Origin of the sequence: Mycobacterium kubicae, from assembly GCF_015689175.1 — a bacterium.
Lineage (GTDB): Bacteria > Actinomycetota > Actinomycetes > Mycobacteriales > Mycobacteriaceae > Mycobacterium > Mycobacterium kubicae.
Map to the genome: position 1 here is coordinate 5,357,032 of NZ_CP065047.1, position 25,656 is coordinate 5,382,687.

26 protein-coding genes are annotated in these 25,656 nt (G+C 66.3%); 16 read left to right on the plus strand and 10 right to left on the minus strand.

All coding sequences use genetic code 11. The annotated features are described in order from the left end of the window. Nucleotides 1-17: 17 nt before the first annotated feature. Nucleotides 18-638: a hypothetical protein gene (locus I2456_RS25020; RefSeq protein ID WP_068163184.1), complete on the plus strand. Its 621-nt coding sequence runs from the start codon at nt 18-20 to the stop codon at nt 636-638. Here the strand turns inward: I2456_RS25020 and I2456_RS25025 are convergent. The 3 genes from I2456_RS25025 to purB are packed head-to-tail and all read right to left on the minus strand — an operon-like array spanning nt 619 to nt 4,264. Beyond that, the gene (locus tag I2456_RS25025; RefSeq protein ID WP_068163186.1) at nt 619-1,605 is read right to left on the minus strand and encodes a tellurite resistance/C4-dicarboxylate transporter family protein; all 987 of its coding nucleotides are present in this window, start codon (nt 1,603-1,605) and stop codon (nt 619-621) included. The two genes, I2456_RS25020 and I2456_RS25025, sit on opposite strands and share 20 nt — an antisense overlap. Further along, nucleotides 1,602-2,849 carry a cytochrome P450 gene (locus tag I2456_RS25030; protein WP_085074980.1) on the minus strand — a complete coding sequence of 416 codons (1,248 nt, stop codon included), beginning with the start codon at nt 2,847-2,849 and terminating at the stop codon, nt 1,602-1,604. The genes I2456_RS25025 and I2456_RS25030 overlap by 4 nt, the downstream gene beginning before the upstream one ends. Next, complete coding sequence (gene purB / locus I2456_RS25035; protein WP_068026084.1) at nt 2,846-4,264, minus strand: adenylosuccinate lyase; 1,419 nt, start codon at nt 4,262-4,264, stop codon at nt 2,846-2,848. The genes I2456_RS25030 and purB overlap by 4 nt, the downstream gene beginning before the upstream one ends. 76 nt (nt 4,265-4,340) lie before the next feature. Here purB and I2456_RS25040 point away from each other — a divergent pair, with 76 nt between their 5' ends. After that, nucleotides 4,341-5,093: a DUF429 domain-containing protein gene (locus tag I2456_RS25040; protein ID WP_085074979.1), complete on the plus strand. Its 753-nt coding sequence runs from the start codon at nt 4,341-4,343 to the stop codon at nt 5,091-5,093. Here the strand turns inward: I2456_RS25040 and I2456_RS25045 are convergent. Further along, on the minus strand, nt 5,042-5,689 hold the full coding sequence (locus I2456_RS25045) for a TetR/AcrR family transcriptional regulator (RefSeq protein WP_068026130.1): 648 nt from the start codon (nt 5,687-5,689) through the stop codon (nt 5,042-5,044). The two genes, I2456_RS25040 and I2456_RS25045, sit on opposite strands and share 52 nt — an antisense overlap. Nucleotides 5,690-5,750: 61 nt before the next feature. Between I2456_RS25045 and I2456_RS25050 the strand changes: the two genes are divergently transcribed. The 3 genes from I2456_RS25050 to I2456_RS25060 all read left to right on the plus strand — a co-directional run bounded on the left by I2456_RS25050 (nt 5,751) and on the right by I2456_RS25060 (nt 9,981). Further along, the gene (locus I2456_RS25050) at nt 5,751-6,662 is read left to right on the plus strand and encodes an alpha/beta hydrolase-fold protein (RefSeq protein ID WP_085074978.1); all 912 of its coding nucleotides are present in this window, start codon (nt 5,751-5,753) and stop codon (nt 6,660-6,662) included. Between the two features lies 1 nt (nt 6,663). Beyond that, nucleotides 6,664-8,247 (plus strand): gamma-glutamyltransferase family protein, encoded by a 1,584-nt coding sequence (locus I2456_RS25055; protein WP_085074977.1) that lies wholly within the window; start codon nt 6,664-6,666, stop codon nt 8,245-8,247. A 153-nt stretch (nt 8,248-8,400) separates the two neighbouring features. Then, complete coding sequence (locus I2456_RS25060) at nt 8,401-9,981, plus strand: serine/threonine-protein kinase (RefSeq protein WP_085074976.1); 1,581 nt, start codon at nt 8,401-8,403, stop codon at nt 9,979-9,981. Here I2456_RS25060 and purD read toward each other — a convergent pair. Together purD and I2456_RS25070 are read right to left on the minus strand one after the other, a co-directional pair. Further along, nucleotides 9,978-11,249, minus strand: coding sequence for a phosphoribosylamine--glycine ligase (gene purD, locus I2456_RS25065; RefSeq protein WP_085074975.1), 1,272 nt, complete (start codon nt 11,247-11,249; stop codon nt 9,978-9,980). The genes I2456_RS25060 and purD overlap by 4 nt on opposite strands. A gap of 46 nt (nt 11,250-11,295) precedes the next feature. Next, nucleotides 11,296-11,703: a MarR family winged helix-turn-helix transcriptional regulator gene (locus I2456_RS25070; RefSeq protein WP_068161749.1), complete on the minus strand. Its 408-nt coding sequence runs from the start codon at nt 11,701-11,703 to the stop codon at nt 11,296-11,298. Between the two features lie 84 nt (nt 11,704-11,787). Between I2456_RS25070 and I2456_RS25075 the strand changes: the two genes are divergently transcribed. Then, the gene (locus tag I2456_RS25075; protein WP_085074974.1) at nt 11,788-12,873 is read left to right on the plus strand and encodes an aldo/keto reductase; all 1,086 of its coding nucleotides are present in this window, start codon (nt 11,788-11,790) and stop codon (nt 12,871-12,873) included. A gap of 3 nt (nt 12,874-12,876) precedes the next feature. On the opposite strand, the gene I2456_RS25080 is transcribed toward I2456_RS25075, so the two are convergent. From I2456_RS25080 to I2456_RS25095, 4 genes are read right to left on the minus strand one after another with little or no spacing between them, the layout of a single operon-like run. Continuing rightward, nucleotides 12,877-13,314 carry a carboxymuconolactone decarboxylase family protein gene (locus I2456_RS25080; RefSeq protein WP_085074973.1) on the minus strand — a complete coding sequence of 146 codons (438 nt, stop codon included), beginning with the start codon at nt 13,312-13,314 and terminating at the stop codon, nt 12,877-12,879. After that, entirely contained in the window at nt 13,314-14,186 is an 873-nt protein-coding gene (locus I2456_RS25085; RefSeq protein ID WP_085074972.1) for an NAD(P)-dependent oxidoreductase, read from the minus strand. Before I2456_RS25085 ends, I2456_RS25080 begins: the two co-directional genes overlap by 1 nt. After that, nucleotides 14,183-14,935, minus strand: a complete 753-nt coding sequence (locus I2456_RS25090; RefSeq protein WP_068161740.1) for an SDR family oxidoreductase — start codon at nt 14,933-14,935, stop codon at nt 14,183-14,185. Before I2456_RS25090 ends, I2456_RS25085 begins: the two co-directional genes overlap by 4 nt. Nucleotides 14,936-14,956: 21 nt before the next feature. Beyond that, nucleotides 14,957-16,426 (minus strand): aldehyde dehydrogenase, encoded by a 1,470-nt coding sequence (locus I2456_RS25095; protein WP_085074971.1) that lies wholly within the window; start codon nt 16,424-16,426, stop codon nt 14,957-14,959. A 183-nt stretch (nt 16,427-16,609) separates the two neighbouring features. Between I2456_RS25095 and I2456_RS25100 the strand changes: the two genes are divergently transcribed. The 10 genes from I2456_RS25100 (at nt 16,610) to I2456_RS25145 (ending at nt 25,654) form a co-directional block, all read left to right on the plus strand. Continuing rightward, nucleotides 16,610-17,230 carry a TetR/AcrR family transcriptional regulator gene (locus I2456_RS25100; protein WP_085074970.1) on the plus strand — a complete coding sequence of 207 codons (621 nt, stop codon included), beginning with the start codon at nt 16,610-16,612 and terminating at the stop codon, nt 17,228-17,230. Next, complete coding sequence (locus tag I2456_RS25105; RefSeq protein WP_085074969.1) at nt 17,227-18,435, plus strand: cytochrome P450; 1,209 nt, start codon at nt 17,227-17,229, stop codon at nt 18,433-18,435. The genes I2456_RS25100 and I2456_RS25105 overlap by 4 nt, the downstream gene beginning before the upstream one ends. Then, nucleotides 18,436-19,260, plus strand: a complete 825-nt coding sequence (locus tag I2456_RS25110) for an SDR family oxidoreductase (RefSeq protein WP_085074968.1) — start codon at nt 18,436-18,438, stop codon at nt 19,258-19,260. Between the two features lie 28 nt (nt 19,261-19,288). Further along, a complete protein-coding gene (locus tag I2456_RS25115; RefSeq protein WP_085074967.1) occupies nt 19,289-20,644 on the plus strand; it encodes a cytochrome P450 in 1,356 nt (451 codons plus the stop codon). Nucleotides 20,645-20,700: 56 nt separating this feature from the next. Beyond that, a complete protein-coding gene (locus I2456_RS25120; protein ID WP_390639654.1) occupies nt 20,701-20,859 on the plus strand; it encodes a ferredoxin in 159 nt (52 codons plus the stop codon). A gap of 2 nt (nt 20,860-20,861) precedes the next feature. After that, a complete protein-coding gene (locus I2456_RS25125; RefSeq protein ID WP_085074965.1) occupies nt 20,862-21,407 on the plus strand; it encodes a nuclear transport factor 2-like protein in 546 nt (181 codons plus the stop codon). Between the two features lie 157 nt (nt 21,408-21,564). Next, nucleotides 21,565-22,692, plus strand: coding sequence for an NDMA-dependent alcohol dehydrogenase (locus I2456_RS25130; RefSeq protein ID WP_068026046.1), 1,128 nt, complete (start codon nt 21,565-21,567; stop codon nt 22,690-22,692). A 17-nt stretch (nt 22,693-22,709) separates the two neighbouring features. Next, the gene (locus tag I2456_RS25135) at nt 22,710-24,761 is read left to right on the plus strand and encodes an oxidoreductase (RefSeq protein WP_085074964.1); all 2,052 of its coding nucleotides are present in this window, start codon (nt 22,710-22,712) and stop codon (nt 24,759-24,761) included. Between the two features lie 16 nt (nt 24,762-24,777). After that, nucleotides 24,778-25,197, plus strand: coding sequence for a ketosteroid isomerase family protein (locus I2456_RS25140; RefSeq protein ID WP_085074963.1), 420 nt, complete (start codon nt 24,778-24,780; stop codon nt 25,195-25,197). Between the two features lie 52 nt (nt 25,198-25,249). Continuing rightward, nucleotides 25,250-25,654 carry an HIT family protein gene (locus I2456_RS25145; protein WP_085074962.1) on the plus strand — a complete coding sequence of 135 codons (405 nt, stop codon included), beginning with the start codon at nt 25,250-25,252 and terminating at the stop codon, nt 25,652-25,654. The last annotated feature ends 2 nt before the right edge of the window (nt 25,655-25,656 follow it).

Here is a 25,656-nt window from a genome sequence, read left to right on the forward strand (position 1 = left end):
GTGCTGGGATCAGCCCTATGAGTCCGCGGTATCTGCCCTACTCCACCCGACCCCTTCGCCTGTTCGGCCAACTGATCAGCGATATCACCGTCACGTTGTGGACGGCGATATGGGTGCTGGTCGGTCTGGCCGTACACAGCGCCATCTCCACCATCGCCGAGGCAGGCCGGCAGGTGGAGCAAGGCGCGCACGGCATCGCCGGCAACCTGGGGTCGGCGGGCCATGGCGTGCAGCGTGTGCCCCTGGTCGGTGACGCGTTGAGCAAGCCGCTGACCTCGGCCGCCGACGCCGCCCTCGACATCGCCGGAGCCGGGCACGATCTGGACACCACGGCCACCTGGCTGGCGGTGGTGCTCGCCCTCGCGGTGGCCGCCACGCCGATCCTGGCGGTCGGGGGTCCGTGGCTGTACCTGCGGCTGCGGTTCTTCCGGCGCAAGTTGGTGGTGACCGCGTTGGCGGCGACGACCGCCGGACAACAATTGCTGGCGCTACGGGCGCTGGCGAATCGGTCGCCCGCCAAACTTGCCGCCGTCAGCGACGATCCGGTGGGCGGGTGGCGCCACGAGGATCCGGTCGTCATCCGCGGGTTGGCGGCACTGGAATTGCGGGCGGCCGGAGTCAGGCTGCGAACTTACTGACGACCCGCAGCGAGCCGGCACCGGCGACGATGAGCCAGGCGCCCAACGCGATCCAGAAGAACACCAGCGAGACCGTGGCCAACGACCGCTGACCGGTTTCGGTGGCCATGGCGTCGGTCGCCGCCGAATACATGCCCAGCGGGAACACCATGGCCCACCACACGCCGGCGAAGCGCAGCGTTGCGGGCCACCGATGGATGCGCTGCAGGCCGATGTAGATCAGCACCGGGATCCACGCGGTGGCGCTCCCCCAGGTCACCACGGTGGCGACCCGAATAGACGGTGCCAACCAGGCCGGGGCCAGGGCGTGGATGTGGTCACCGGCCAAGGTAGCAATGGCCAAGCCGCCCATCAGGATCCACGAGTCTGGGTCGAATCCGTTGTGCTGGTGGCGTTCGGTGACCGCGCGCCACAGGATCAGCCAGGTCATCAGCGCGTAGATGCCCAGCGCCGCTACCCAGACCGGTACGGCCAGTCCCAACCACCAATGCGCAGAGCTGTGCGCGGCCACCTGAGTGGCCACGATCGCCAGCCCGGAAGTGCCGACACTGGCCAATTCCCATGCGCCGTGGGCCTCGTCGCGCAATGCCGGCCCGCGGCGGATCCACATGTTGCGGGCGGTGAGCACGGCCAGTGCCAGCCACGCCGAGACCGCCACCACGCCGAGCGTCACCAACACCGCCCGCTGAGATGCCAGTCGGCTGTCCAGCACCGCGCAGGCGGCGACGAAGGTGAACAGGCGCAGTGTCACATCCGGATCGCTGAAATCCCAGCGGACCCTACGCACGACCGCATGCCCGATCACCAGCGCGACCAGCAGTACCAGGGCCCCGGTCGCCAGGACGCCCAACGTGTCACTGACCCAGTGGTAGCGGTGCCGGTGCGCGGCGATCGACAAGATGCCGGTCGCCATGACTGCGGCGAACACATCGGGAGCCGGCTCGACATCGGCGAGCCGGACACTCACGACGCCTCGTGCAGTTCCACGACCAGGTGGCGAATACCGGTATGCCGGTTGCTGCGCGTCCATTCGACGGGCCGCGCCACCTGCACACCGTCGAAGCGCGACAGCAGTTCCTCGAACAACACCCGTAGCTCCAGCCGGGCCAGGTTGGCGCCCAGACAGTAATGCACACCCTGACCGAACCCCAAGTGGGGGTTGGGCTTTCGACCCACATCGAACTCATCGGCCCTTTCGAACACCGACGCGTCGCGGTTGGCCGAGCCTTCCCAGATCTGAACCTTCTGCCCCGCCTGGATGTGCTGTCCGCCCAACTCGACGTCACAGGTGGCGGTGCGCCGCTTGGACGGCGAGGGTGATGTCCAGCGGACCATTTCCTCGATCGCCGTGGCAAGCAAATCGAAATCGCCACGTAGCGCGGCCAATTGCCGCGGGTGTTCGGCCAGCGCCAGCAGTCCGCCGGCGACCGCGTTGCGCGTCGTTTCCGCGCCGGCGCTGAACAGCAGGCTGAAAAACAGGTACACCTCGAGGTCGGACATCACCGGCGCATCGGCGTCGTCACCCATCGCGTTCGCGACGACGGACAGCATGTCGTCGGTCGGCTCGGCCCGCTTGGCGGCGATCAATTCCTGACCGTAGGCATACATTCGAGACCCGGCCTCTTCCACCGACAGCTGCGATAGCGTGGCCTTGCGTGAACCGCCGAAGTCGAACTGCGGCTCAATGGCCTCGAAGAGCCAATGCCGCTCGGACTCCGGCACTCCCAGCAGAATGCAGATCATCTGCATCGGCAGTTCGGCAGCGACGTCGACGACAAAGTCGAACGGCTGCCCCGGCACCACCGCATCCAGCAGTCGGCGGGTCCGGGCCCGCAGGTCGTCCTCCACGCGGCGGATCATCCGCGGCGTCAACCCAGAGCTGACCAGACGGCGGATCTGCGAGTGCCGCGGATCGTCCATCATGTTGAGCACCTGGCCCGAGATCGCCAGATCCTGCAACAGGGTGCCGCCGAAGGGCCGCTGCCCGCCGGTCACCGAGGAATATGTCACCGGATCACGCAGCACGGCAAGGGTTTCGGCGTACGTGGCGACCGACCAGAAACCCTCGCCGTCGGGAGTGTGCTCGGTCGGCTCGTGCCAATACACCGGCGCTTCGCGACGGTGAATCGCAAACAGGCTGTGCGGAAACCCGTTGGCGAAGTTGTCCAGGTCGGTGAAGTCGATGCCGGACAGCGCGGCGGCCAGCGTCACAGGATCGCCCCCGGCGTGTACTTGGCCGCATCGGGATGGCGGCTCACCAGCGCGTCCACCATCGCGACGACCTCGTCGACTTGCTCACCGGCCGCACCGGTGAACGCCTTCTTGTCGGCCAGCGCCGCATCGAGTGCATCGCGATCCAGCGGCAACCGCGGGTCACCGGCCAAGCGGTCCAACAGGTCGGGTTCGGCGCCGCGCTCGCGCATCGCCAGCGCGGTCGCCACCGCGTGTTCGCGGATCACATGGTGTGCGGCTTCGCGGCCCATGCCGGCGCGCACCGCCGCGATCAACACCTTGGTGGTGGCCAGGAAGGGCAGGTAGCGGTCCAGCTCGCGCTGGATGACGGCCGGGTAGGCACCGAACTCCTCGAGCACGGTCAGGAACGTCTCCGTCTGGCCGTCGATGGCAAAGAAGCTGTCGGGCAATGCAACTCGCCGTACCACCGAACAGAATACGTCGCCTTCGTTCCACTGCGCACCGGCCAGTTCTGCGGCCATCGAGGCGTAGCCGCGCAGCACGACCTGCAGTCCGTTGACTCGCTCGCAGCTGCGGGTGTTCATCTTGTGCGGCATCGCCGAGGATCCCACTTGACCCGGCGCGAACCCTTCGGTGACCAATTCGTGGCCTGCCATCAGCCGAATGGTGTGCGCCAGGGACGACGGTCCGGCGCCCAACTGCACCAGGGCCGATACCACGTCGTGGTCCAGTGACCGCGGGTACACCTGGCCGACGCTGCTGAAAACGGTTGTGAAGCCCAAGAATTCGGCAACACGACGTTCGAGCTCGTCCAGCTTGGCGGCATCGCCGTCCAGCAGGTCGAGCATGTCCTGCGCGGTGCCCATCGGCCCCTTGATACCCCGCAACGGGTAGCGATCGATCAACTCGCGCAGCCGGGTCAACGCGATCAGGGTCTCCTGGGCCGCCGAGGCGAAGCGCTTGCCCAACGTGGTCGCCTGGGCGGCGACGTTGTGACTACGCCCGGCCATCACCAGATCCCGGTAGGCCACCGCCCGTTCGGCGAGCCGTGCCACCACGGCCACCCCATGGGAGAAAACAACTTCCAGGGACCGGCGGATCTGTAGCTGCTCGACGTTCTCGGTCAGGTCGCGACTGGTCATCCCCTTGTGCACGTGCTCATGGCCGGCCAGGGCGTTGAATTCCTCGATGCGAGCCTTGACGTCGTGGCGCAGCACCCGTTCGCGCGCCGCGATCGAGGCCAGGTCTACATCGTCGATCACCCGTTCGTAGTCGGCGATCGCCCCGGCAGGCACTGCCACACCCAGCTCGGCTTGCGCTCGCAACACGGCCAGCCACAGTCGCCGCTCGGCGACCACTTTGGCCTGCGGTGACCAGATCGCGACCAGCTCGGCGCTGGCGTACCGGTTGGCCAGCACGTTCGGGATACTCACGAAGACACAGCTTACGGCCGCTGCCCGCAGCGGCCAGTGTGGCCGGTGCGACCGCAGCCCGCCTTAGGCTGAGCGAGTGCACTTTGCCGGCGTGGATCTGGCCTGGGCCGGTCGCAATCCGACCGGGGTGGCCGTCCTCGACTCGGCCGGTCACCTGCTACAGATCGGTGCCGCCCGCCAGGACGATGCGGTGCTGGCCATGCTGCGGCCGCACGTGACGAACGACTGTGTGGTCGGCTTCGATGCGCCGCTGGTGGTCACCAACCCGACCGGCCAGCGCCCGGCCGAGACCGCACTCAACCGTGACTTCCGCAGGTTCGAAGCCGGCGCCCACCCCGCCAACACCAGCAAGCCGGAGTTCGCCGACGGCCCCCGGGCGGCGCGACTGGCGCACGCGCTGCGCCTCGATCTGGATCCGTTCACGACGGCCGCGCGACGGGCGATCGAGGTGTATCCGCACGCGGCGACGGTGGCACTGTTCCGGCTGTCCCGCACCCTGAAATACAAAGCCAAGCCCGGCCGCGGGATCGAACAGTTGAAGGCTGAACTGCTGCGGCTGATGGCCGGCCTCGAAGGACTGGCGCACGTCACCCCGCCGCTGCACCTCACCGATCATCCCGACTGGACCGAGTTACGCCGGCAGGTCGTTGCGGCACAACGCAAATGCGAATTGCGCCGCGCGGAGGATCCCGTCGATGCCGTCGTCTGCGCCTACGTCGCGATGTATGCCTACCGTTGCCCGGCCGACGTCACGATCTACGGCGACCCCATAACCGGCTATATCGTGACGCCGACACTGCCGGCGGGCCTGGCCACCACCGGCCGTTGATCCACCGGCGCGAGCACGTCGATCAGGTCGACCACTGTCGACAGCGCGGCCCCGCGCGGATCCCGGCCTTCGACCAACGCGGAGACCACCGAACCGTCGACCGCACAGATCAGCGTGCACACCAGCTCGATGCGCACCGACCGGCCGGACCGCTCGATGGCCTCGGCGACCGCCTCGGCCCGCTGACGCAAGCTGCGGCGCATGCTTTCCTGCAACGCCGGGAGGCGGGTGCAGGCGATATGCCGCTCATATCGCGAGATGAGCTGCTCGGCCAGCCCCGGCCCAGACACGTCACCGACGAGTAGGTCGACCAGCACATCGGCGGTGGTTTCCGGCCCGCGCCGCCGCCGGGACAGCGCATTGACCCGAGCCCGCAGTTGCGCGACCTCGATCATCCCGATGTGTTCGACCGCGCGGGCGATCAGATCGTCCAGAGACGAGAAGTAGTAAGTGGTGGACGCCAGCGGCAAACCAGCCCGCCGGGCGACCGCTCGGTGCCGCACCGCTTCGAACCCACCCTCACCGAGCAGCTCGGCGGCAGCGCTCACCAACGCATACCGCCGACGTTCTCCTTTTGGAGTAACTGCTGCCGTCACGACCACACATGCTGCCAGCCAAAGTGGTACTGCATTGCCATTTTCGCCAAACGTCCATGGCATGATGGCCCGCATGCCGGACTTGAGTCGTCGCGCCCTGCTCGGCCTCGGGGCCAGCGCGGCATGCGGCGCGGTCGGCGCATATGCGCTCGACATGCTGTTTTTGCCGCGAACTTCGGTCGCCGCGCCGCAACCGGCGTTTGGAACAAGCGTTCCATTGGCGCCGGGACGACCACTGGATCCGCCACCCCCCGCACAAGCCGCTCCCACGATGACGACCGGCTCCTTCGTATCGGCGGCCCGCGGCGGCGTCTCGACCAACTGGGCGATCGCACGGCCACCCGGGCAGACCAAGCCGTTGCGGCCGGTGATCGCGCTGCACGGCAAAGGCAGCGACGCGGCCACCGTGATGGCCGGTGGCGTCGAGCAGGGACTGGCCCAAGCCGTCAACGCCGGGTTGCCGCCGTTCGCGGTGGTCGCCGTGGACGGTGGCGGCGGCTACTGGCACAAACGTGCCTCCGGTGACGATGCCGGGGCCATGGTGCTCAACGAACTCATCCCGATGCTGGACAGCCACCAGCTCGACACCTCGCGGGTGGCGTTTCTGGGGTGGTCGATGGGCGGTTACGGCGCCCTGTTGCTGGGCGGGCGCCTGGGTGCCGGGCGCACCGCGGCCATCTGCGCGGTCAGCCCGGCACTGTGGACGTCGGCCGGCGCGGCCGCACCGGGAGCATTCGACGGAGCCGACGACTATGCGGCGAACTCGGTGTGGGGCATGCCCGCGCTGGGGTCCATCCCCATCCGCATCGACTGCGGGGACAGCGACCCGTTCTATTCCGCGACCAAGCAGTTCATCGCGCAACTACCCAACCCGCCGGCCGGCGGCTTCTCCCCCGGCGGACACGACGGCGGGTTCTGGAGCTCGCAGCTGCCGGCGGAACTGACCTGGATGGCCCCGCTGTTGACGGCCTGACATGAGTGTCCCGTTCGGTTGGAGCTTTCCGTATGCCTGGCCGCGGAAACCGGTGCTGGCCCGCAACGTCGTGTGCACCTCCCAACCCCTGGCCGCTCAAGCGGGTCTGCGGATGCTGGCCGAGGGCGGCAACGCCGTCGACGCCGCCATTGCCACCGCCGTCACTCTGACACTGGTCGAACCGGTGTCCAACGGCATCGGCTCGGACGCCTTCGCCATCGTGTGGGACGGCACCCGAGTGCACGGATTGAACGCCTCGGGCCGCTCACCCGCGGCATGGACGCCGAAATACTTCGGCAACACGAGTGTTCCCGCGCTGGGCTGGAATTCGGTGACGGTGCCCGGGGCGGTGTCCGCCTGGGCCGAACTGCATGCCGAATTCGGCAAGCTGCCGTTTGAACGTCTGTTCACACCCGCAATCGGCTACGGCCGCAACGGTTTTCTGGTCTCCCCCACCGTGGCAGAGCAATGGGCGGCTCAAGTTCCGTTGTTCGCCGGCCAGCCCGGATTCGCCGCCGCGTTCCTGCCCGACGGGCGGGCGCCGCGACCCGGTCAACTGTTCCGGTTCCCCGACCACGCGGCCACGCTGGAAGAGATCGCCGACAGCAACGGTGAGGTGTTCTACCGCGGCCACCTGGCGGAAACGCTGGCGGCGCACGCTGCGGCCAACGGCGGTGTCATGCGGGCCGACGATCTCGCGGCCCATCGCGCCGACTGGGTGGGCACCATTACCGGCAGCTATCGCGGCTACACCCTCCACGAGATACCGCCCAACGGTCAAGGCATCGTGGCGTTGATCGCCCTGGGCATTCTCGAGCACTTCGACATGGCCTCGCTCCCAGTCGATTCCGCCGACAGCGTGCACCTGCAGATCGAAGCCTTGAAGCTGGCCTTCGCCGACGCGCACACCCATGTCGCCGATATCGAGCACATGGCAGTGCCGGCAGGGCAACTGCTCGACAACGAGTACCTCAGGCAGCGCGCCCGACTCATCGATCCCAAGCGGGCCAAACCGGCTTTTGCCGGCACCGCCACCGGCGGCACCGTGTATCTGACCGCCGCCGACGCCGAAGGGATGATGGTGTCGATGATCCAGTCCAACTACATGGGCTTCGGATCCGGCGTGGTGGTGCCGGGCACCGGGATCTCGCTGCAGAACCGCGGCGCCAATTTCGTTGCGCAGCAGGGGCATCCGAACATTATTGGCCCCAACAAGCGGCCCTTCCACACGATCATCCCCGGCTTCCTCACCAAGGACGGCGCGCCGGTCATGAGCTTCGGCGTGATGGGCGGCCCCATGCAGCCCCAGGGTCATGTGCAGGTCCTGGTGCGTATCGCCGACTACGGGCAAAACCCGCAATCCGCCTGCGACGGCCCGCGTTTCCGGTGGGTTCAGGGCCAACAAGTCAGCTGCGAGAAGGGCTTTCCGCCGTCCACCCTCGACGAGCTGAGTCGACGCGGGCACGAATTGACCACCACCGACGACTACAACTCGTTCGGCAGCTGCCAAGCCATCTGGCGGCTGGACGACGGGTATCTCGCGGCCAGCGACCCGCGCCGAGACGGGCAAGCCGCGGCGTTCTGACCCGACCTCTGTTGGTGAGCCGCAAGGTGAACTAAAGGTAAACTCATAGGAAACAATCCGTGGCTCTCGGGTAAAGAGCGGGGTAATATCCCGCTAGAACAAATCGCAGATTAAAGCCGGGGCCGCACTCGGCATCCTGTTACGGACGGTGCGATGAACGGGCTGACTCATCAAGAACAGGGCGTCGGTTTGTGTGCCGGCCAGGTGTTCGCCGGATACACGATTGAGCGATTTCTGGGATCCGGGGGAATGGGCGAGGTATATCTCGCCAAACACCCACGCTTGCCCCGGCAAGAGGCGCTCAAGATATTGGGCAGCGACATATCCGCGGACGACGGTTACCGCCGGCGCTTCATCAAAGAAGCCGACCTAGCAGCGGCGCTGTGGCATCCGAACATCGTGCGCGTCAATGACCGAGGCGAGTTCAACGGCCAGCTTTGGATCTCGATGGACTTCGTCGACGGAACCGATGCAGCCAGCCTGTTGCGAGAGCAGTATCCAGCCGGCATGCCGGCCGATCAGGTGGCCGCAATTATCGCGGCGATCGCCGATGCACTCGACCACGCGCATCGGGAACACGAATTGATGCACCGCGATGTCAGTCCCGCCAATATTCTGCTCACCAAACCGAGCGCTGGGGATCAGAGAATACTGCTCAGCGACTTCGGAATCGCTCGCAATATTTGCGAAAGCAGCGGTTTGACCGCGACGAACATGACCATCGGGACCTTCCCCTACGCCGCACCCGAACAACTGACGGACGAACCAATCGACGGGCGCGCCGATCAGTACGCGCTAGCGGCCACCGCCTACCATTTGCTGACCGGGGCGCCACTGTTTCCGCATACCAACCCGGCCGTGGTGATCAGCCGGCACCTGACTGCGCCACCTCCCGCGCTCGCTCAAAGCCGCCCGATGCTGAGAGTCTTCGACCCGGTGCTTGCCATAGCGCTGGCGAAGGATCCCGGCGATCGGTTCGCCCGGTGTACCGACTTCGCCGAGGCGTTCGCGCGGGCCGCCGACTCCGGTCGGCACCCGACGCCGTCGGCCTCCACCATGCCCAGGCCTCTGGTGGGCAGACCACTGAAAAGCCCTGCCGTGCCCGCTGTTTCATCTGTTACCCACAAAGAGCGGGCAGGCAGTCGGTGGCGGATCATCGCGGCGGCATCGACGGCTGTCGCGCTCACCGCCCTAGGCGCCAGCGGCTACCGCTTCGACAACGAAAGCGCCGTCGCTCAACTCGTCCCGCCGGCCCCAGCCCCATCGCTGGCCCAGCCGCAACACCTGCCGGAGTACGTACCGCCACCCGCCGCGGCGCAACCTCAGGTGGCCGTGGAAGCGGCGCCGCCCCCCGCACCGGCGCCGCCAGTGGCACCGGTTCCTACGGCCACTCCGCGCCCGGCATCCCCTACTGCCGCACCGGTTCCCGCTGCGGCGGCGCCGCAACCACCGGCACGGCCCCCGCAACCACCGCCGCCGGCACCGCAGCCACCGCCGCCCGCCCCCGACCAGACCTTCATTGGGCTGGTCCAGCAGATTCCCGGCCTCACCGTCACCGACCCCGCAACCGCGGCCTCCACCGGCCGTGCCGTATGCGCGGACCTGCGCAACGGGGGCAGCCCCGATGATGCCGCGGCCGCGACGGTGACCAAGGGCGAAGGCATCACACCCGCCCAAGCCGCTGCCGGCGTCAACGCGGCGATCACCGCCTACTGTCCGGAAGTGCGGCGCTAGGAGACGCTGATCTCCCCTTGTGCGGCGCGCAAGCCGATGTCGCTCCGGAAATGACTGCCCGGCAGCTTGATTGAGCTCAATATGCCGTAGGCCTGTGCCCTGGCCTCGGCCAAGTCGGCACCGGTGCCGACCACCGACAGCACCCGCCCACCCGAGGACACGACGGCACCGTCGTCGCGGCGGGCGGTTCCCGCGTGCAGCACACCCTCGGCATCCGCGCCGGTGACGACGTCGCCCACCCGCGGCCGGCCGGGATAGTTCTCCGCCGCCAACACCACGGTCACCGCGGCGCCGTTGCGCCAACGCAACTCCCCGAAGTCGGCCAACTGCCCCGTACCCGCCGCATACAGCAATTGCCCCAGCGGCGAATCCAGCAGGGCCAGCACGGCCTGGGTCTCCGGATCGCCGAAACGGCAGTTGAATTCGACCACAGCCGGCCCTTTGGCGGTGATGGCAAGACCGACGTAAAGCAATCCGCTGAACGGGCAGCCGCGCCGAACAAGTTCTGCGGCAACGGGTTTCACCATGTCGGTGACCACCTGGCGGTAAATGTCATCGGGCAGCCACGGCAACGGCGCGTAGGCCCCCATGCCGCCGGTGTTGGGTCCGGTGTCCCCGTCACCGACCCGCTTGAAGTCTTGCGCCGCCAGCAACGGCACCACGGTCTGTCCGTCGACCACACAGAACAGCGACACTTCCGGCCCGTCGAGAAACGACTCCAGCAATACCGGATGTCCGGACTCGAGCAGGCTGGCGGCGTGGGCGCGCGCTGCGTCGCGGTTCGGCGTCACCACCACGCCCTTTCCGGCGGCCAGGTGGTCGTCCTTGACCACCCACGCCGGATCACCGGCCGGCGGCCCGAACCTGTCCAGAGCCGCATCCAGATGCGCAGGGGTGTCGACGATTTCACTGCTGGCGGTGCGCACGCCGGCGGCTGCCATGACCTCTTTGGCGAACGCCTTGGACCCTTCGATGCGAGCCGCGTCCTTACTGGGCCCGAAGCACACGATGCCGGCGGCGCGCACGGCGTCGGCCACGCCCAGCACCAGCGGCACCTCCGGCCCGATGACGACCAGGTCGGCCTGGACGTGGCGGGCCAAGGCGACGACCTCGTCGCTGGAAGTGATGTCGACGGTGTGCTGCTCAGCCACCCGAGCGGTACCGGCGTTGCCTGGAGCAATACTCAGTGCGCTGACCTGCGGGTCTTTGGCCAGCGCCAGCAGCAAGGCATGTTCACGGGCACCGGAGCCGATTACCAGGACGCGCACGACAGGTCAGACTAGCCGCACGGCGCGGCCGCCGCGGCGCGGGCAGTCAGACAATTTGCTCCAGCATGTTTCTCAGCTCCTTCTGCTGGGCGGAGGTCAGACGGCTCAGCCGTTTGTCGAACTCGCCGGACAACAGCGCCATGCCGTCGGCCGCGGCCTGCCGACCGGCGGGGGTGAGCAGCAGCCGATGGCGCCGCAGATCGGCGGGATCGATCTCGCGGCGCACGAGTTGTGCTGCCTCGAGCCGTTTCAGGTATAGCGTGACCGTCGCCTTGGGCATGCTCAGTGTCGCGGCGAGTTCGGCCGGGTAAGGATGTTCGTCAACCTCGGCAAGCAGGAAGAGTTCCTTGGAGTCGAGCCCCAGCGCCGCCATGTCGGCCTCCACGGTGGAGATCACCGACAACAGCACCCGATAGTTCAGCGACCAGATCCTGGCGGCGTCGTCCACAGACATAGACTTGCCAGATCGTTCAGAGATGAACTAGTTTATATATGAACAAACTCATGACTGAACAATCTACCAGAAAGCAGGTCTACCATGCCTCTGGATCAATACGTGACACTCGGGCGGTCTGGTCTGCGGGTAAGCCCGCTGTGCTTGGGTGCGATGACGTTCGGTGAAGACCTCGGGTGGGGCACCAGTGTCGAAGAGTCGCAACAGATCATCGATCGGTACATCGAACTCGGCGGCAACTTCATCGACACTGCGAACTTCTACACCAGAAGCCATTCGGAGAAGATCATCGGCGACCACGTGGGGCGCCACCCCGCGCGGCGCGATCGGCTGGTGATCGCTACGAAATTCAGCGGGAACCTGTACCCCGGTGACCCCAACGGCGGCGGCTCGGGCCGCAAGTCGGTGATCAAGGCCTGCGAGAACTCCCTGCGGCGCCTGCAGACCGACTACATCGACTTGTACTGGCTGCACATGTGGGACGTGAACACTCCCATCGAAGAGACGATGGCCGCTCTCGACGACCTGGTTCGGGCCGGCAAGGTGCGCTATCTCGGCGTCTCGGACACACCGGCGTGGAAGATCGCCGAAGCCAATCTCATCGCGCGGTTCCGTGGGTGGTCGGCCTTCGTCGGGTTGCAGATCGAGTACTCGTTGCTGGAACGCACCGTCGAGCAGGAATTGGTCCCGATGGCAACGGAATTCGGCCTCGGAATCACCCCATGGTCACCCCTGAAGAGCGGCGTGCTCAGCGGCAAGTACACCCGCAGCAACGCCGGCGAACACCGCGCCGATCGCGGCGCGCTGGTCGACAGCTTCCTCACCGAGGACACCTACGCGGTCATCGACGAACTCGAGGTCATCGCCGAAGCGCACCAGAGCACGGTGGCCAGCGTGGCGCTGGCCTGGGTTCTTGCCAAACCCGCCGTCTCGTCCGTGATCATCGGGGCGCGCCGGCTCGCACAACTCGACGACAACATCCAGGGCGCGGATGTCGAGCTCACCTCCGACGAGATCGCCCGCCTCGACGCGCTGACCGAACCGACCCTCGGCTTTCCCAGCACGATGCTGGACATGGCCACCGGCATGATCAACGGAGGAACGACCGTCAACGGTGTGTACGGGCCCACCTCGGAGTATGTGATGCCGGAAGGCGGGCAGCCGTACTGAGGCTCAGTCGAGCTTGTTGCCGGAGTGCATCTTCATCGCGCTGTCGACATTGGCCTTCTTGTCCTCACCGGCGCCCTTGGCAGCCGCCTTCTTGCGCTTGGCAACGACGGTGTCCACGGCGCCGTTGAGCGCAGAGCCGAGCGGAAAGCCGAGATAGTGGGTGAGGAAGACGGCCATCTCCTTGAGCTCGGTCTCGTCGAGCTCTCCGTTGAGCAGCGCGGCGTTGATCTGGATCTCGGCCAGGTCGCGGTTTCCGATGGCGGTGACCGCGGTGAGCGTCATGATGCGTTTGTCGCGCATCGACAGGCCGGGGCGCGTCCAGATGCTGCCGAACAGGTGGTCGACGGTGAGGTCGAAGTACGGGTCGCCCTCGATGTCGGGCATCTCCCAGCCGTAGACCTCGTTCATCTTCTCGAGGCCTTTGCGGCGCTGTTCGTCCATCACGCCTCCTTCGGTTCGGTGTCCGAGTGCGGTACGCCCAGCCCGGCCGCCAGGTTCTGCAGGGCCAGCTTGGCCAGCGGCAGGTCCACCGATACCGCATCGCCCAGGGCCAGGGCCAGACTCAGATCCTTCTCGCCCAGGCCGCGGGTGTGTTCGAGCATCGGGCGCAGCGGATCGTCGGGCTGCATCGGCGCCGTGGTGTTGCGGAACATGATCGCCGACGGGCCACCGGTGAGGGCATCACTGTGCCGGACCACTTTGGCCAGCGCCCGCAGGCTGAGCCCGCTGGCCTCGGCCAGCTTCTCGGCTTCGGCCGCGGCCGCATACGACACGAAGGTCAGCATGTTGCGGGCCAACTTCATTCGCGTCCCCGCCCCGGGTGCACCGGCGTGAATCACCAGCGACGCCCATTTGGCGAACGGTTCCTTGATCCGCTGAAAGGTCTCCTCGTCGGCGCCCACCATGGTGGCCAACTTGCCCTCGGCGGCCGCACCGGCGCCGCCGCTGACGGGCGCGTCGATGACGTGGATGCCCCGCGGCTCGAGGTCGCGGGCCAACTCTTCGGCGGTGGTGTGGTCGATGGTGGAGTGGATCGCAATCACGGTGCCTGGCTTGGCATGTGCGGCCAGCCCGTCTTGTCCGGTGATCACCTCACGCACCTGCTGGTCGTTGAGCACCGTGACGCTGATGATGTCGGCTCTAGCGACATCGGATAGTCCGGCCGCGGCGGTGGCACCGCAGTCGACAAACGGCATCATCGCTTCGGCGCGTACGTCGAACACCGTCAAACCGCCCGGCCAGTCGACCAGGCGCTTGGCCATGGGCGCACCCTGGTTGCCTAAACCGATGTATCCCAACCGCGGAGGGGTCATGACCGGAAGATCTGTCCGCCGTCGACATTGAAGATCTGCCCGGTGATCCACGATGCCTGATCGCTGAGCAGGAACAGGCACATGCCGACCAGATCCTCAGGTGTGCCCATGCGCGACAAGGGAAGTCCCTTGACGATGTCGTCGACGATTTCCTTGGGCGTGGTGGTGCGGTTGGCCTCGGTGTCGATGGGCCCGGGCGCGATGGCGTTGATCCGGATGTTCTGGCCGCCCAGTTCCCGCGAGAGTTGTTGGGTGAGACCGTTGATGCCGACCTTGGCCAGACCGTAGAAGTTGGCGTACAACCACGCCGCCGTGGACGACTGGTTGACGATCGCCCCACCGCCGCGCTTGGCCATCTTCTTGTACACCGCGCGGGTGCACCACAGGGCGCCGTCGAGGTTCACGCTCATGAACCTCTTGTAGTACTCCGGATCCACGGTGAGCAGGAAGTCCAGCTTCATGCCGCCGAAAATCGCGGCGTTGTTGACCAGGTAGTCGATGCCGCCGAATTCGGCCAGTGTGCGATCGGCCATCTCCTTGGCCGACACCGGATCGGACACGTCGACCGGAACGCTGATGGCGGTGCCGCCGTCGGCGGCGATCTGCTTGGCCACCGCCTCGGCCGCCTCGGCATTGATGTCGGCCACGACGACCGCGGCGCCTTCGCGGGCCAGAGCCTCGACATACGCCTGCCCGATGCCGCCGCCGGATCCGGTGACAATGGCTACCTTGTTCTCGAACCGCCCCACCCGAACTCCTTCAAACGTCGCTTAGTTAGCCGCTGTCGCAATGGCTTTGGTTTCCAAGTACTCCTCGAACCCGGCCAGACCCATCTCGCGGCCGTTGCCGGACTGCTTGTATCCGCCGAACGGCATGTCGGCCGAATACCAGACGCCGCCGTTGACGTTGACGGTGCCGACTCGCAGCCGCGATGCGACTTTGGCGGCGCGGTCCGGGTCGGCGCCGAAGACGGTGCCGGACAACCCGTAGGCCGAGTCGTTGGCGATCCGGACCGCGTCGTCGTCGCCGTCATGCGCGATCACCGTCAGCACCGGACCGAAGATCTCTTCCCGGGCGGGCCGGGCGGTGTTGTCCAGGCCGGCGATCACAGTGGGCTCGATGAAGAACCCGACGTCGCGGTCGGCCGGTCGGCCGCCGCCGCAGGCGAAGCTGCCGCCTTCGGAGACCGCCAGGTCGAGGTAGCCCTGGACGCGGTCGCGTTGCCGCGCGGAAATCAGTGGCCCGCAGATGGTTCCGGAGTCATTGGGATCACCTGGCTTGATCCCCGACATGGTGGCCGCCGCGATGGCGACCGCCTCGTCATAACGGGCCCGCGGCACCACCAGCCGAGTCGTGATCGCGCATCCTTGCCCGGCGTGCATGCAGACCGAGAAGGCCGCAACTCCGACAGCACCGCCCAAGTCGGCGTCGTCGAGCACGAGGAACGCCGACTTGCCGCCCAACTCCAAGAACACTTTCTTGATGGTCGCCGCCGCGTCGGACATCACGCTGCGACCCGTCGTGGTGGAGCCGGTGAACGAAACCATGTCCACCCGAGGATCTTTGGCCAACAGGGCGCCGACACTGTGGTCGCTGGAGGTCACGATGTTGACCACGCCGGGCGGTATGTCGGTGTGCTCGGCGATGATCTCGCCCAACACTGCGGCGCACCAAGGCGTATCGGGCGCCGGCTTGAGAACGACGGTATTACCGGCCGCCAGCGCGGGACCCAGCTTGGCCAGGTTGATCTGATGCGGGAAATTCCACGGGGTGATCGCACCCACGACTCCGACGGCTTCCCGAACGACGGTGCGCCGCGTGGGGATCCCCATCGGCGCCGCTTCGCCCAGATCCTGCTGCCACGAATACGATTCGGCCGTATCCGCCGCGAACGCCAAATCGTTGACAGGACCCTCCAGTTGGGCGATCGACGTCAACATGCGCGGGGCGCCGACTTCGGCGATGGTCAAATCCCGCAACTCTTCGATGTGTTGCTGCAGCGCATCGCGCAGTTGCCGCACACACCGGACCCGCAGTTCGGTGTTGCGGGACCAGTCGGTGTCGTCGAACGCGCGCCGGGCCGCGTCGATGGCGCGGTTCATGTCTTCGGCGTCCGCGTCGGCGGCCACACCCAGCACCTCCTCGGTCGCCGGGTTGACCGTCGGAAAGGTTCCGGCGTTGCCTTCGGTCAGCTTGCCGTCGATGAACAGCGCACTCGCGCCGTCAGCCAACAACGCCATAACCCACTCCCATCCCGTTGGACACTTGTCCGGTATGCCCCTGTGAACCATAGCCCCCGCGGCCTGCGGCGTGCAAGAGCCGGGCCGGCCGACAGGACCGTGCGAGCTGCCATGTATGCCCTTTACCTGCTTGTTCAGCGCGCGGGGTTGCTTCGCTGCGGTGTGATCCTCTAGCTTGGACATGTGTCCAGCGATGCACTGGTGAGCGTCAGCGCTCCGACGGGGCAGGCGCCGCGCAACCGCCGCCAAGAAGAGACCTTCCGCAAGGTACTGGCGGCCGGGATGGAGACGCTGCGGGAAAGTTCCTACGCCGATCTGACCGTGCGCATGGTGGCGGCCCGCGCCAAGGTGGCGCCGGCCACCGCCTACACCTACTTCTCGTCGAAGAACCATCTGATCGCCGAGGTCTACCTCGACCTGGTGCGGCGGGTGCCCTTCTTCACCGACGTCAACGAACCGATGCCGGTTCGGGTGGACCAGGCGCTGCGGCATCTCGCCTTGGTGGTCGCCGACGAACCCGAGGTCGGTGCCGCGTGCACCGCCGCGTTGCTGGGCGGCGGTACCGACCCTGCGGTGCGTGCCGCGCGCGACCGGATCGGCGCCGAGATTCACCGCCGCATCGCCTCGGCCATAGGACCGGGCGCCGAGCCCATAACGGTATCCGCCCTGGAGATGGCGTTTTTCGGCGCGCTGGTGCAGGCCGGCAGCGGTGAGTTCACCTACCACGAGATCGCCGACCGTCTGGCCGGCGTGGTGAGCCTGATTCTGGCCGGGGCCGCGAACGACCATGGGAGCAGCCGATGACCGTCAGCGTGGGTGGGCCCGAACTAGTATTGGATCCCTACGACTACGACTTCCATGAGGACCCGTACCCGTACTACCGGCGGCTGCGCAACGAGGCACCGCTGTACCGCAATGACGAGCTCAACTTCTGGGCATTGTCGCGCCACCAAGACGTGCTGCAGGGTTTCCGTAACAGCACCGCGCTGTCCAATGTCTATGGGGTGTCGTTGGATCCGGTGTCACGCAACGCCGAAGCCCATCGGGTGATGTCGTTCCTGGCCATGGACGACCCCGGCCACCTGAGGCTGCGCACCTTGGTGTCCAAGGGCTTCACCCCGCGCCGGATCCGTGAGCTCGAGCCGCGCGTGCGCGACTTGGCGTGCCTGCATCTCGACGCCGCGCTGCAGCACGAATCCTTCGACTTCGTCGCCGAGTTCGCGGGAAAGCTGCCGATGGACGTCATCTCGGAGTTGATGGGCGTGCCCGAACCAGACCGCGCGCGCATCCGCGCGCTGGCCGACGGCGTCATGCACCGGGAGGACGGGGTGGCCGATGTCCCGGCGTCCGCCATGCAGGCCTCGGCAGAGTTGTTGGTGTATTACGCCGAGATGGTCAGCGAACGACGCAACAAGCCTTCGGAGGACTTGACGTCGGCGTTGCTGGAAGCCGAGATCGACGGGGACCGCCTCAGCGACGAAGAGATCATGGCGTTTCTGTTTCTGATGGTGGTGGCGGGCAACGAGACCACCACGAAATTGCTTGCCAACGCCGCCTATTGGGGCTGGAAGAATCCCGACGAGCTGGCCGGCGTGTTCGCCGACCACTCGCGCATCCCGCTGTGGGCCGAGGAGACGCTGCGCTACGACACGTCCAGTCAGATCCTGGCCCGTCATGTCGCGCAACCGTTCACTCTGTACGACACCACAATCCCCGAGGGTGAGGTGCTGTTGCTGCTGCCAGGTTCGGCCAACCGCGATGACAGGGTGTTCGAGCAACCCGACGACTACCGCATCGGCCGCGAAATCGGCTCCAAGCTGGTCAGTTTCGGCAGCGGAGCGCACTTCTGCCTCGGCGCCCACCTGGCGCGGATGGAAGCCCGGGTGGCGCTGGACGAACTGTTCAACCGGATCCGCTCTTATGAGGTGGACGAGGACAACGCCGTGCGGGTGCACTCCAGCAACGTGCGCGGATTCGCCCATCTCCCGATCACCGTGGAGGCCAAGTAAATGCCCCGCTTTGAGCCACATCCGGCCCGACGCCCAGCGATCGTCGCGGGCGCATCGTCGGGGATCGGCGCGGCGAGCGCCGTCGAGCTTGCCGCACATGGCTTTCCGGTGGCGCTCGGCGCTCGCCGAGTCGAAAAGTGCCAGGAGATCGTCGACCAGATCCGCGCCGACGGCGGTGAAGCAATCGCCCTGCCGCTCGATGTCACCGACGCGGATTCGGTCAAGGACTTCGTCCGCCAGGCCGGTGAGAAGCTGGGTGAGATCGAGGTGCTGGTCGCAGGCGCGGGGGATACCTACTTCGGACGGCTGCACGAAATCGACACCGAGACTTTCGAATCGCAGCTGCAGATCCACCTGATCGGGGCCAACCGGTTGGCCACCGCGGTGCTGCCCGGCATGCTCGAACGTCAGCGCGGCGACCTCATCTTCGTGGGTTCCGACGTGGCGCTGCGCCAGCGCCCGCACATGGGTGCCTACGGCGCGGCCAAGGCTGGGCTGGTGTCGATGGTGACCAACTTGCAGATGGAACTCGAGGGCACCGGCGTGCGAGCCTCCATCGTCCACCCCGGCCCCACCAAGACCGGCATGGGGTGGAGCCTGCCGCCCGAATCGATTGGCCAGGCGCTGGAAGATTGGGCCAAATGGGGTCAGGCTCGGCACGATTACTTCCTGCGGGCATCCGACCTGGCCCGGGCTATCGCGTTCGTCGCCGAGACGCCGCGCGGTGGCTTCGTGGTCAGCATGGAGCTGCAGCCCGAGGCGCCGTTGTTCACCACCAAAGACCGCCAGCAGCTGAAACTCGATGAGAAAGCGCTGAATTCGTGACCTTCGCGAAGCGCATGAGGAGTGAAGCATGACAACCGCCATCGTGCCGCGAGTCTCCGGCGGCGAAGACGAACACGGACACCTCGAAGAATTCCGGACCGACCCGATCGGCCTCATGCAGCGCACCCGCAGCGAATGTGGTGACGTCGGTGCGTTTCAGCTGGCGGACAAGCAAGTGATCCTGCTTTCCGGGGCGACCGCGAACGAATTCTTCTTCCGCTCTTCCGATGAAGAGCTCGACCAGGCCGAGGCGTACCCCTTCATGACCCCGATCTTTGGCAAAGGCGTCGTCTTCGACGCCAGCCCCGAGCGGCGCAAGGAGATGCTGCACAACTCGGCGCTGCGCGGAGAGCAGATGAAGGGCCATGCGGCCACCATCGAAGGCGAAGTCAAGAAGATGATCGCCGACTGGGGCGAGCAAGGCGAAATCGACCTCCTCGATTTCTTCGCGGAGTTGACCATCTACACCTCGACGGCCTGCCTGATCGGGCTGAAGTTCCGCAACCAGCTGGACTCCCGGTTCGCGCACTATTACCACGAACTCGAACGCGGCACCGATCCGCTGTGCTACGTCGATCCCTACCTGCCGATCGAGAGCTTTCAGCGCCGCGACCAAGCCCGCAAGGACTTGGTGGCGCTGGTGCAGGAGATCATGAATCAGCGGATCGCCGACCCGCCGAAGGACAAACGCGACCGCGACATGCTTGACGTGCTGGTGTCCATCAACGACGAGGAGGGCAACCCCCGGTTCTCCGCCGACGAGGTGACCGGCATGTTCATCTCGCTGATGTTCGCCGGGCACCACACCAGTTCCGGTACCTCGGCGTGGACGTTGATCGAGCTGATCCGCCATCCCGACACCTACGCCGAAGTGCTGGCCGAGCTGGAGGAGCTTTATGCCGACGGCCAGGAGGTGAGTTTCCATGCGCTGCGCCAAATCCCGAAGCTGGACAACGTGGTCAAGGAAACCTTGCGCCTGCACCCGCCGCTGATCATCTTGATGCGCGTCGCCAAGGGCGACTTCGAAGTCGAAGGCTTCCCCATCCGCAACGGTGACTACGTCGCCGCGTCCCCGGCGATCTCCAACCGCATCCCCGAGGATTTTCCCGAACCCGACGCCTTCAATCCCGACCGGTACAACAAGCCCGAACAGGCCGACATCGCAAACCGCTGGACCTGGATTCCGTTTGGCGCCGGCCGACACCGTTGTGTGGGTGCGGCTTTCGCCACCATGCAGATCAAGGCCATTTTCTCGGTGCTGTTGCGCGAGTATGAGTTCGAGATGGCCCAGCCCGCCGACAGCTACCGCAACGACCACTCCAAGATGGTGGTGCAGCTGGCCCGGCCCGCCACCGTGCGCTACCGCAAGCGTGGGCGCGAGTAAAGCTCGTGGGCGCCTATCGAATTCGGGTGGACCTGGACTTGTGCCAGGGCCACGCCATGTGTGAACTGGAAGCACCGGAGTATTTCAGCGTGCCCAAGCGGGGCAAGGTCGAGATTCTCGACCCGGAGCCCCCCGATGACGCCCGCGACGAAGTCGAGCGAGCGGTCCAAATGTGCCCTACCCAAGCACTACTCATTGAAGAGAAGGAAGAATGACAATGGCTTCACATCCACGCGAGGTACTAGAAGACTGGGTCGAGCGCTGGCTGGAAGCCAACCGGACCGCCGAGCGCGAAGGCGACTGGAAGGTGCTCGCGGACTTCTACGCCGATGACGCCACCTACGGCTGGAACATCGGACCCAAAGAAGACGTGATGTGCGTGGGCATCGACGAGATCCGCGACATCGCGCTGGGCTTGGAGATGGAGGGCCTGGAGAACTGGCAGTACCCCTACCAGAAGGTGATCATCGACGACAAGCAAGGCGAAATCGTGGGCTTCTGGAAACAGATCGCCACCGACGCCGACGGCTCCACGTCGGAGATCTACGGCATCGGCGGTAGCTGGTTCCGGCTCAACGCGGACGCCAAGATCGAGTGGCAACGCGACTTCTTCGACTTCGGGCACGTGCAGGCGCTGTATCTGGACCTCATGAAAGCCGGGAAGCTCTCCCAGGGCATGCAGCGACGGATCGAGCGCAGCCTGGCAGGGGAAAAGCTGCCGGGGTACTACCCGTTGGGCAAGACGCCGGTCCCGATCTGGTGAGTGCGCCGCACGGTCTGCGATGGCCCAACCAAGCATTTGATTTGTTGCACCGCTATGCTGACGCAACAAGGGTGCCGTGTGGCACTCGTCACCACCGTGCCAGGCATGATCTGGCCAGGCACTTCCAATTCAACGTCGAAATGGGGTCAGGTCAACCGTGAAGACAAAAGGCGCTCTGATCTGGGAGTTCAACCAGCCGTGGTCCATCGAGGACATCGAGATCGGCGACCCGGTCAAGGATGAAGTCAAGATCCAGATGGAAGCGGCGGGCATGTGCCACTCCGACCATCATCTGGTGACCGGCGGCATCCCGATGGCGGGCTTTCCGGTGCTGGGCGGGCACGAGGGCGCCGGCATCGTCACCGAGGTCGGCCCCGGCGTGGACGACATCGCCCCGGGCGACCACGTCGTGTTGTCGTTCATTCCGTCCTGTGGTCAGTGTCCGACGTGTCAGTCCGGCATGCGTAACCTGTGTGACCTGGGTGCCGGCCTGCTGGCCGGTGCGGCGGTCAGTGACGGCACCTTCCGCATTCAAGCCCGCGGACAGAACGTCTTCCCGATGACCCTCCTGGGCACCTTCTCGCCGTACATGGTCGTGCACCGCAGCTCGGTGGTGAAGATCGACCCGTCGGTTCCGTTCGAGGTGGCCGCGCTGGTCGGCTGCGGTGTCACCACCGGTTACGGGTCCGCGGTCCGCACCGCCGACATCCGCCCGGGCCAAGACGTGGCGATCGTCGGCGTCGGCGGCGTCGGTATGGCGGCGCTGCAGGGCGCGGTCGCCTCCGGAGCCCGCTACATCTTCGCGATCGACCCGGTGGAGTGGAAGCGTGACCAGGCGCTCAAATTCGGCGCCACCCACGTCTACCCCGACATCAACGCCGCGCTGATGGGCATTGCCGAGGTGACCTACGGTCTGATGGCGCACAAGGTGATAGTGACCGTCGGTGAATTGCACGGCGCCGACATCGACAACTACCTCAACATCACCGCCAAGGGCGGCACCTGCGTGGCGACGGCCATCGGCAGTTTGATGGACACCAACGTGACGTTGAACCTGGCCATGTTGACGCTGATGCAGAAGAACCTGCAGGGCACCATCTTCGGCGGCGGCAACCCGCAGTACGACATCCCTCAGCTGCTGTCGATGTACAAGGCCGGCAAGCTCAATCTCGACGACATGGTGACCACTCAATACCGCCTCGAGCAGATCAACGAGGGTTACCAGGACATGTTGGACGGCAAGAACATTCGCGGGGTCATCCGCTACACGGACGCCGACCGCTAAGCGGCTCGGCACCGCGCGTGGCCGGCTTCGGGCACCTGTTGGCGCCGGAACGAATCGGCGCCATGGCGGTGCGCAACCGGCTGGTCATGTCTCCGATGGAGACGATGTACGGCACGCCGGACGGACTGCCGTCGCAGCGCACGCGTGACTACTTCGTGGCGCGAGCCAGCGGCGGCGTCGGTCTGATCACGTTGGGCGCCACCGGAGTCGACCACCACCATCCCGAGACGCCCGGCGGCTTGCATCTGGCGACCGATGAGGCCGTCGCCGCACACCGGGCGCTGGTGGACGTGGTGCACGAGCACGGCGCCAAAATCCAACCGCAGATCGTGCACGCCGGACCAGACGGACTGGGACCGGAGATGTTTGGTGTCACATCGCTGGGACCGTCGGTGATCCCGTCCTACCTCACGGGCCGCCCGTCGGTACAGATCTCCAAGCAGCAACTCACCGAGGTACTCGACTTGTTCAAGGCCGCGGCGCGCCGTGCGGTGGAGGCCGGGTACGACGGGATCGAACTGCACGCCGCCCACGGTTACATGATGTTGGGCTCATTCCTTGCCCCCCAACGCAACCGGCGCACCGATGAGTACGGCGGCTCGGCGCGCGGCCGGTTACGGGTGGTCCTCGAGGCGCTGGCCGCGATTCGGGCCGAGATCGGCGATGCGCTGCCGATCACGCTGCGCATCTCCGGCTACGAGCGGGTTGCCGGCGGTCGCGCGATCTTCGAAACCGCGCGAATGGCAACCGAACTCGTCGCTGCGGGGGTAGACGCATTCCACGTCAGCGGCGGCGTCATCGATCGGCTGGTGACGGGCATGGTCAACGGCGCCGACGACGGCGACGAGGTCAACGTCGGCGCGGCCGCCGCGGTCAAGCAGGTAGTCGATGTCCCGGTGATTGCCGTCGGACGCATCCACGACCCCGTTCGGGCCGAGCAGATTCTGGCCGACGGGCGCGCCGATTTCATCGCCATGGGACGTCCCATGCTGGCCGACCCCGAGTTGCCGCGCAAACTGATGACCGGGCAAGCGCACCGGGTCCGCAGGTGCATCTCATGTGAAAACTGCATCGACGCAATGGAACAGCGCTTCTCGGTGGACTGCGCGGTCAATCCCCGCACCGGCAAAGAGCGCGAACTGGCCGCCCCACCCGCGTCGCGTGCCAAGCGGGTGGTCGTCGTCGGCGGCGGCCCGGCCGGACTGGAGGCCGCCCGGGTGGCCGCCGAACGCGGCCACCGCGTCACGCTGTTCGAACGGGCCGGGCAGTTGGGTGGCGCGTTGCGCTGGGCCTGCGTGCTGCACCCGGAGAACCAACCGTTCCTGGACTATCTGCGCCAGGAGATCCGGCGCAGCCCGGTCGATGTCGAAGTGGGCCAAGCTATTTCGGTTCGCGATGTCGTCGCAGCCGCACCGGATGCGGTGGTGGTGGCCACCGGCGGGCACGTCGCGATACCGCAGATCCCCGGCGCCGAGCTGCCCCACGTGCTTACCGGACCGGGGCTGCGGGAGGCGCTCGGCGGCTCCGCCGACTCGACCGATCCGGGGTGGCAACGCTTGGCGGCGCGGACGTTGTCCGGCTGGCGCCAACGGCTGGTGCGCCCCGCGGCGGTGCGACTGGCCACCCACGCGTGGATGCCGCTGGGCCGGCGCGTTGCCATCATCGGTGCGGATCTGGTCGCACTGGAACTCGCCGAGTTCCTCGCCGGCCGCGGCCGGCTGGTCTCGATCCTCGAAAGCGGCAAAGACATTGCCCCCGAAGTGGGCAACAAGCGCAAGACCGAACACATGGACCGGTTGGACCGCCTAGGTGTCGCGGTGCACGTGCGAGCCGGCGTGGAACGGATCACCCCGGGGGCCGTGGTGTTCACGCCGTCGGGCGGAGCGACCCGCGAATTGCCGGCCGACAGCGTCGTGCTCGCCGGAACCGTCGAACCCGACACCCGGTTGTTCGACCAATTGGTGACCGCCCTGCCCGACACGCCCGTGCACGCCGCCGGCGACTGCAGCGGTCTGGGCCTCATCCGCAAAGCCACCGAAGACGGCGCCCGCGCCGCGTGCGCCATTTAACCAAGGAGAGGTAGCAATGACCCAGACAGTCCAGTCCCCCGCACTGACCGCGTCGCAGTCGTCGTGGCGTTGCGTGCAAGCTCACGATCGCGAAGGATGGCTGGCGCTGATGGCCGACGACGTGGTCATCGAGGACCCGATCGGCAAGTCCGTCACCAATCCCGACGGCACCGGGGTGAAGGGCAAGGACGGCGTCGCCGCCTTCTACGACACCAACATCGCCGCCAACAATCTCACCATCACCTGCGAGGAAACGTTCCCCTCCAGTTCCCCCAACGAAATCGCCCATATCTTGGTGCTGGACAGCAAGTTTGACGGCGGGGTCACCAGTTCGGTGCGCGGCGTCTTCACCTACCGCGTCAACGACGCCGGGCTGATCACCAACATGCGCGGCTACTGGAACCTCGAGATGATGACATTCGGCCAAGAAGGCTGAGCCAGGCCAACCGCAGCCGCGGCGGTGATCTCGGCGCACCTATGCTGAACCCATGGCGTCGATCTTCACCAAGATCATCAACCGTGAACTTCCCGGCCGATTCGTCTATGAGGACGACGATGTCGTCGCGTTCTTGACGATCGAGCCCATGACCCAAGGCCACACACTGGTGGTGCCGCGCGAAGAGATCGATCAGTGGCAGAACATCGATCCCGCGGTGTTCGCCCGCATCATGGGCGTCAGTCAGTTGATCGGCAAGGCGGTGTGCAAGGCGTTTCAGGTCGACCGCGCCGGGGTGATCATCGCCGGGCTGGAAGTGCCGCATCTGCACGTGCACGTCTTCCCCACCCGCAGCCTGGGCGACTTCGGCTTCGCCAACGTCGACCGCAACCCGTCACCGGAATCGCTGGATGAAGCGCAGGCCAAAATCAAGGCCGCGCTCGAGCAACTGACCTGACC

What these genes read in the sequence shown, in the direction of transcription:
- I2456_RS25020 (WP_068163184.1), top strand. Translation starts at nt 18, where the DNA reads ATGAGTCCGCGGTATCTGCCCTACTCCACCCGACCCCTTCGCCTGTTC.
- I2456_RS25050 (WP_085074978.1), top strand. Translation starts at nt 5,751, where the DNA reads ATGATGGCCCGCATGCCGGACTTGAGTCGTCGCGCCCTGCTCGGCCTC.
- I2456_RS25055 (WP_085074977.1), top strand. Translation starts at nt 6,664, where the DNA reads ATGAGTGTCCCGTTCGGTTGGAGCTTTCCGTATGCCTGGCCGCGGAAA.
- I2456_RS25060 (WP_085074976.1), top strand. Translation starts at nt 8,401, where the DNA reads ATGAACGGGCTGACTCATCAAGAACAGGGCGTCGGTTTGTGTGCCGGC.
- I2456_RS25070 (WP_068161749.1), bottom strand. Translation starts at nt 11,703, where the DNA reads ATGTCTGTGGACGACGCCGCCAGGATCTGGTCGCTGAACTATCGGGTG.
- I2456_RS25075 (WP_085074974.1), top strand. Translation starts at nt 11,788, where the DNA reads ATGCCTCTGGATCAATACGTGACACTCGGGCGGTCTGGTCTGCGGGTA.
- I2456_RS25080 (WP_085074973.1), bottom strand. Translation starts at nt 13,314, where the DNA reads ATGGACGAACAGCGCCGCAAAGGCCTCGAGAAGATGAACGAGGTCTAC.
- I2456_RS25085 (WP_085074972.1), bottom strand. Translation starts at nt 14,186, where the DNA reads ATGACCCCTCCGCGGTTGGGATACATCGGTTTAGGCAACCAGGGTGCG.
- I2456_RS25095 (WP_085074971.1), bottom strand. Translation starts at nt 16,426, where the DNA reads ATGGCGTTGTTGGCTGACGGCGCGAGTGCGCTGTTCATCGACGGCAAG.
- I2456_RS25105 (WP_085074969.1), top strand. Translation starts at nt 17,227, where the DNA reads ATGACCGTCAGCGTGGGTGGGCCCGAACTAGTATTGGATCCCTACGAC.
- I2456_RS25110 (WP_085074968.1), top strand. Translation starts at nt 18,436, where the DNA reads ATGCCCCGCTTTGAGCCACATCCGGCCCGACGCCCAGCGATCGTCGCG.
- I2456_RS25115 (WP_085074967.1), top strand. Translation starts at nt 19,289, where the DNA reads ATGACAACCGCCATCGTGCCGCGAGTCTCCGGCGGCGAAGACGAACAC.
- I2456_RS25120 (WP_390639654.1), top strand. Translation starts at nt 20,701, where the DNA reads ATGTGTGAACTGGAAGCACCGGAGTATTTCAGCGTGCCCAAGCGGGGC.
- I2456_RS25125 (WP_085074965.1), top strand. Translation starts at nt 20,862, where the DNA reads ATGGCTTCACATCCACGCGAGGTACTAGAAGACTGGGTCGAGCGCTGG.
- I2456_RS25140 (WP_085074963.1), top strand. Translation starts at nt 24,778, where the DNA reads ATGACCCAGACAGTCCAGTCCCCCGCACTGACCGCGTCGCAGTCGTCG.
- I2456_RS25145 (WP_085074962.1), top strand. Translation starts at nt 25,250, where the DNA reads ATGGCGTCGATCTTCACCAAGATCATCAACCGTGAACTTCCCGGCCGA.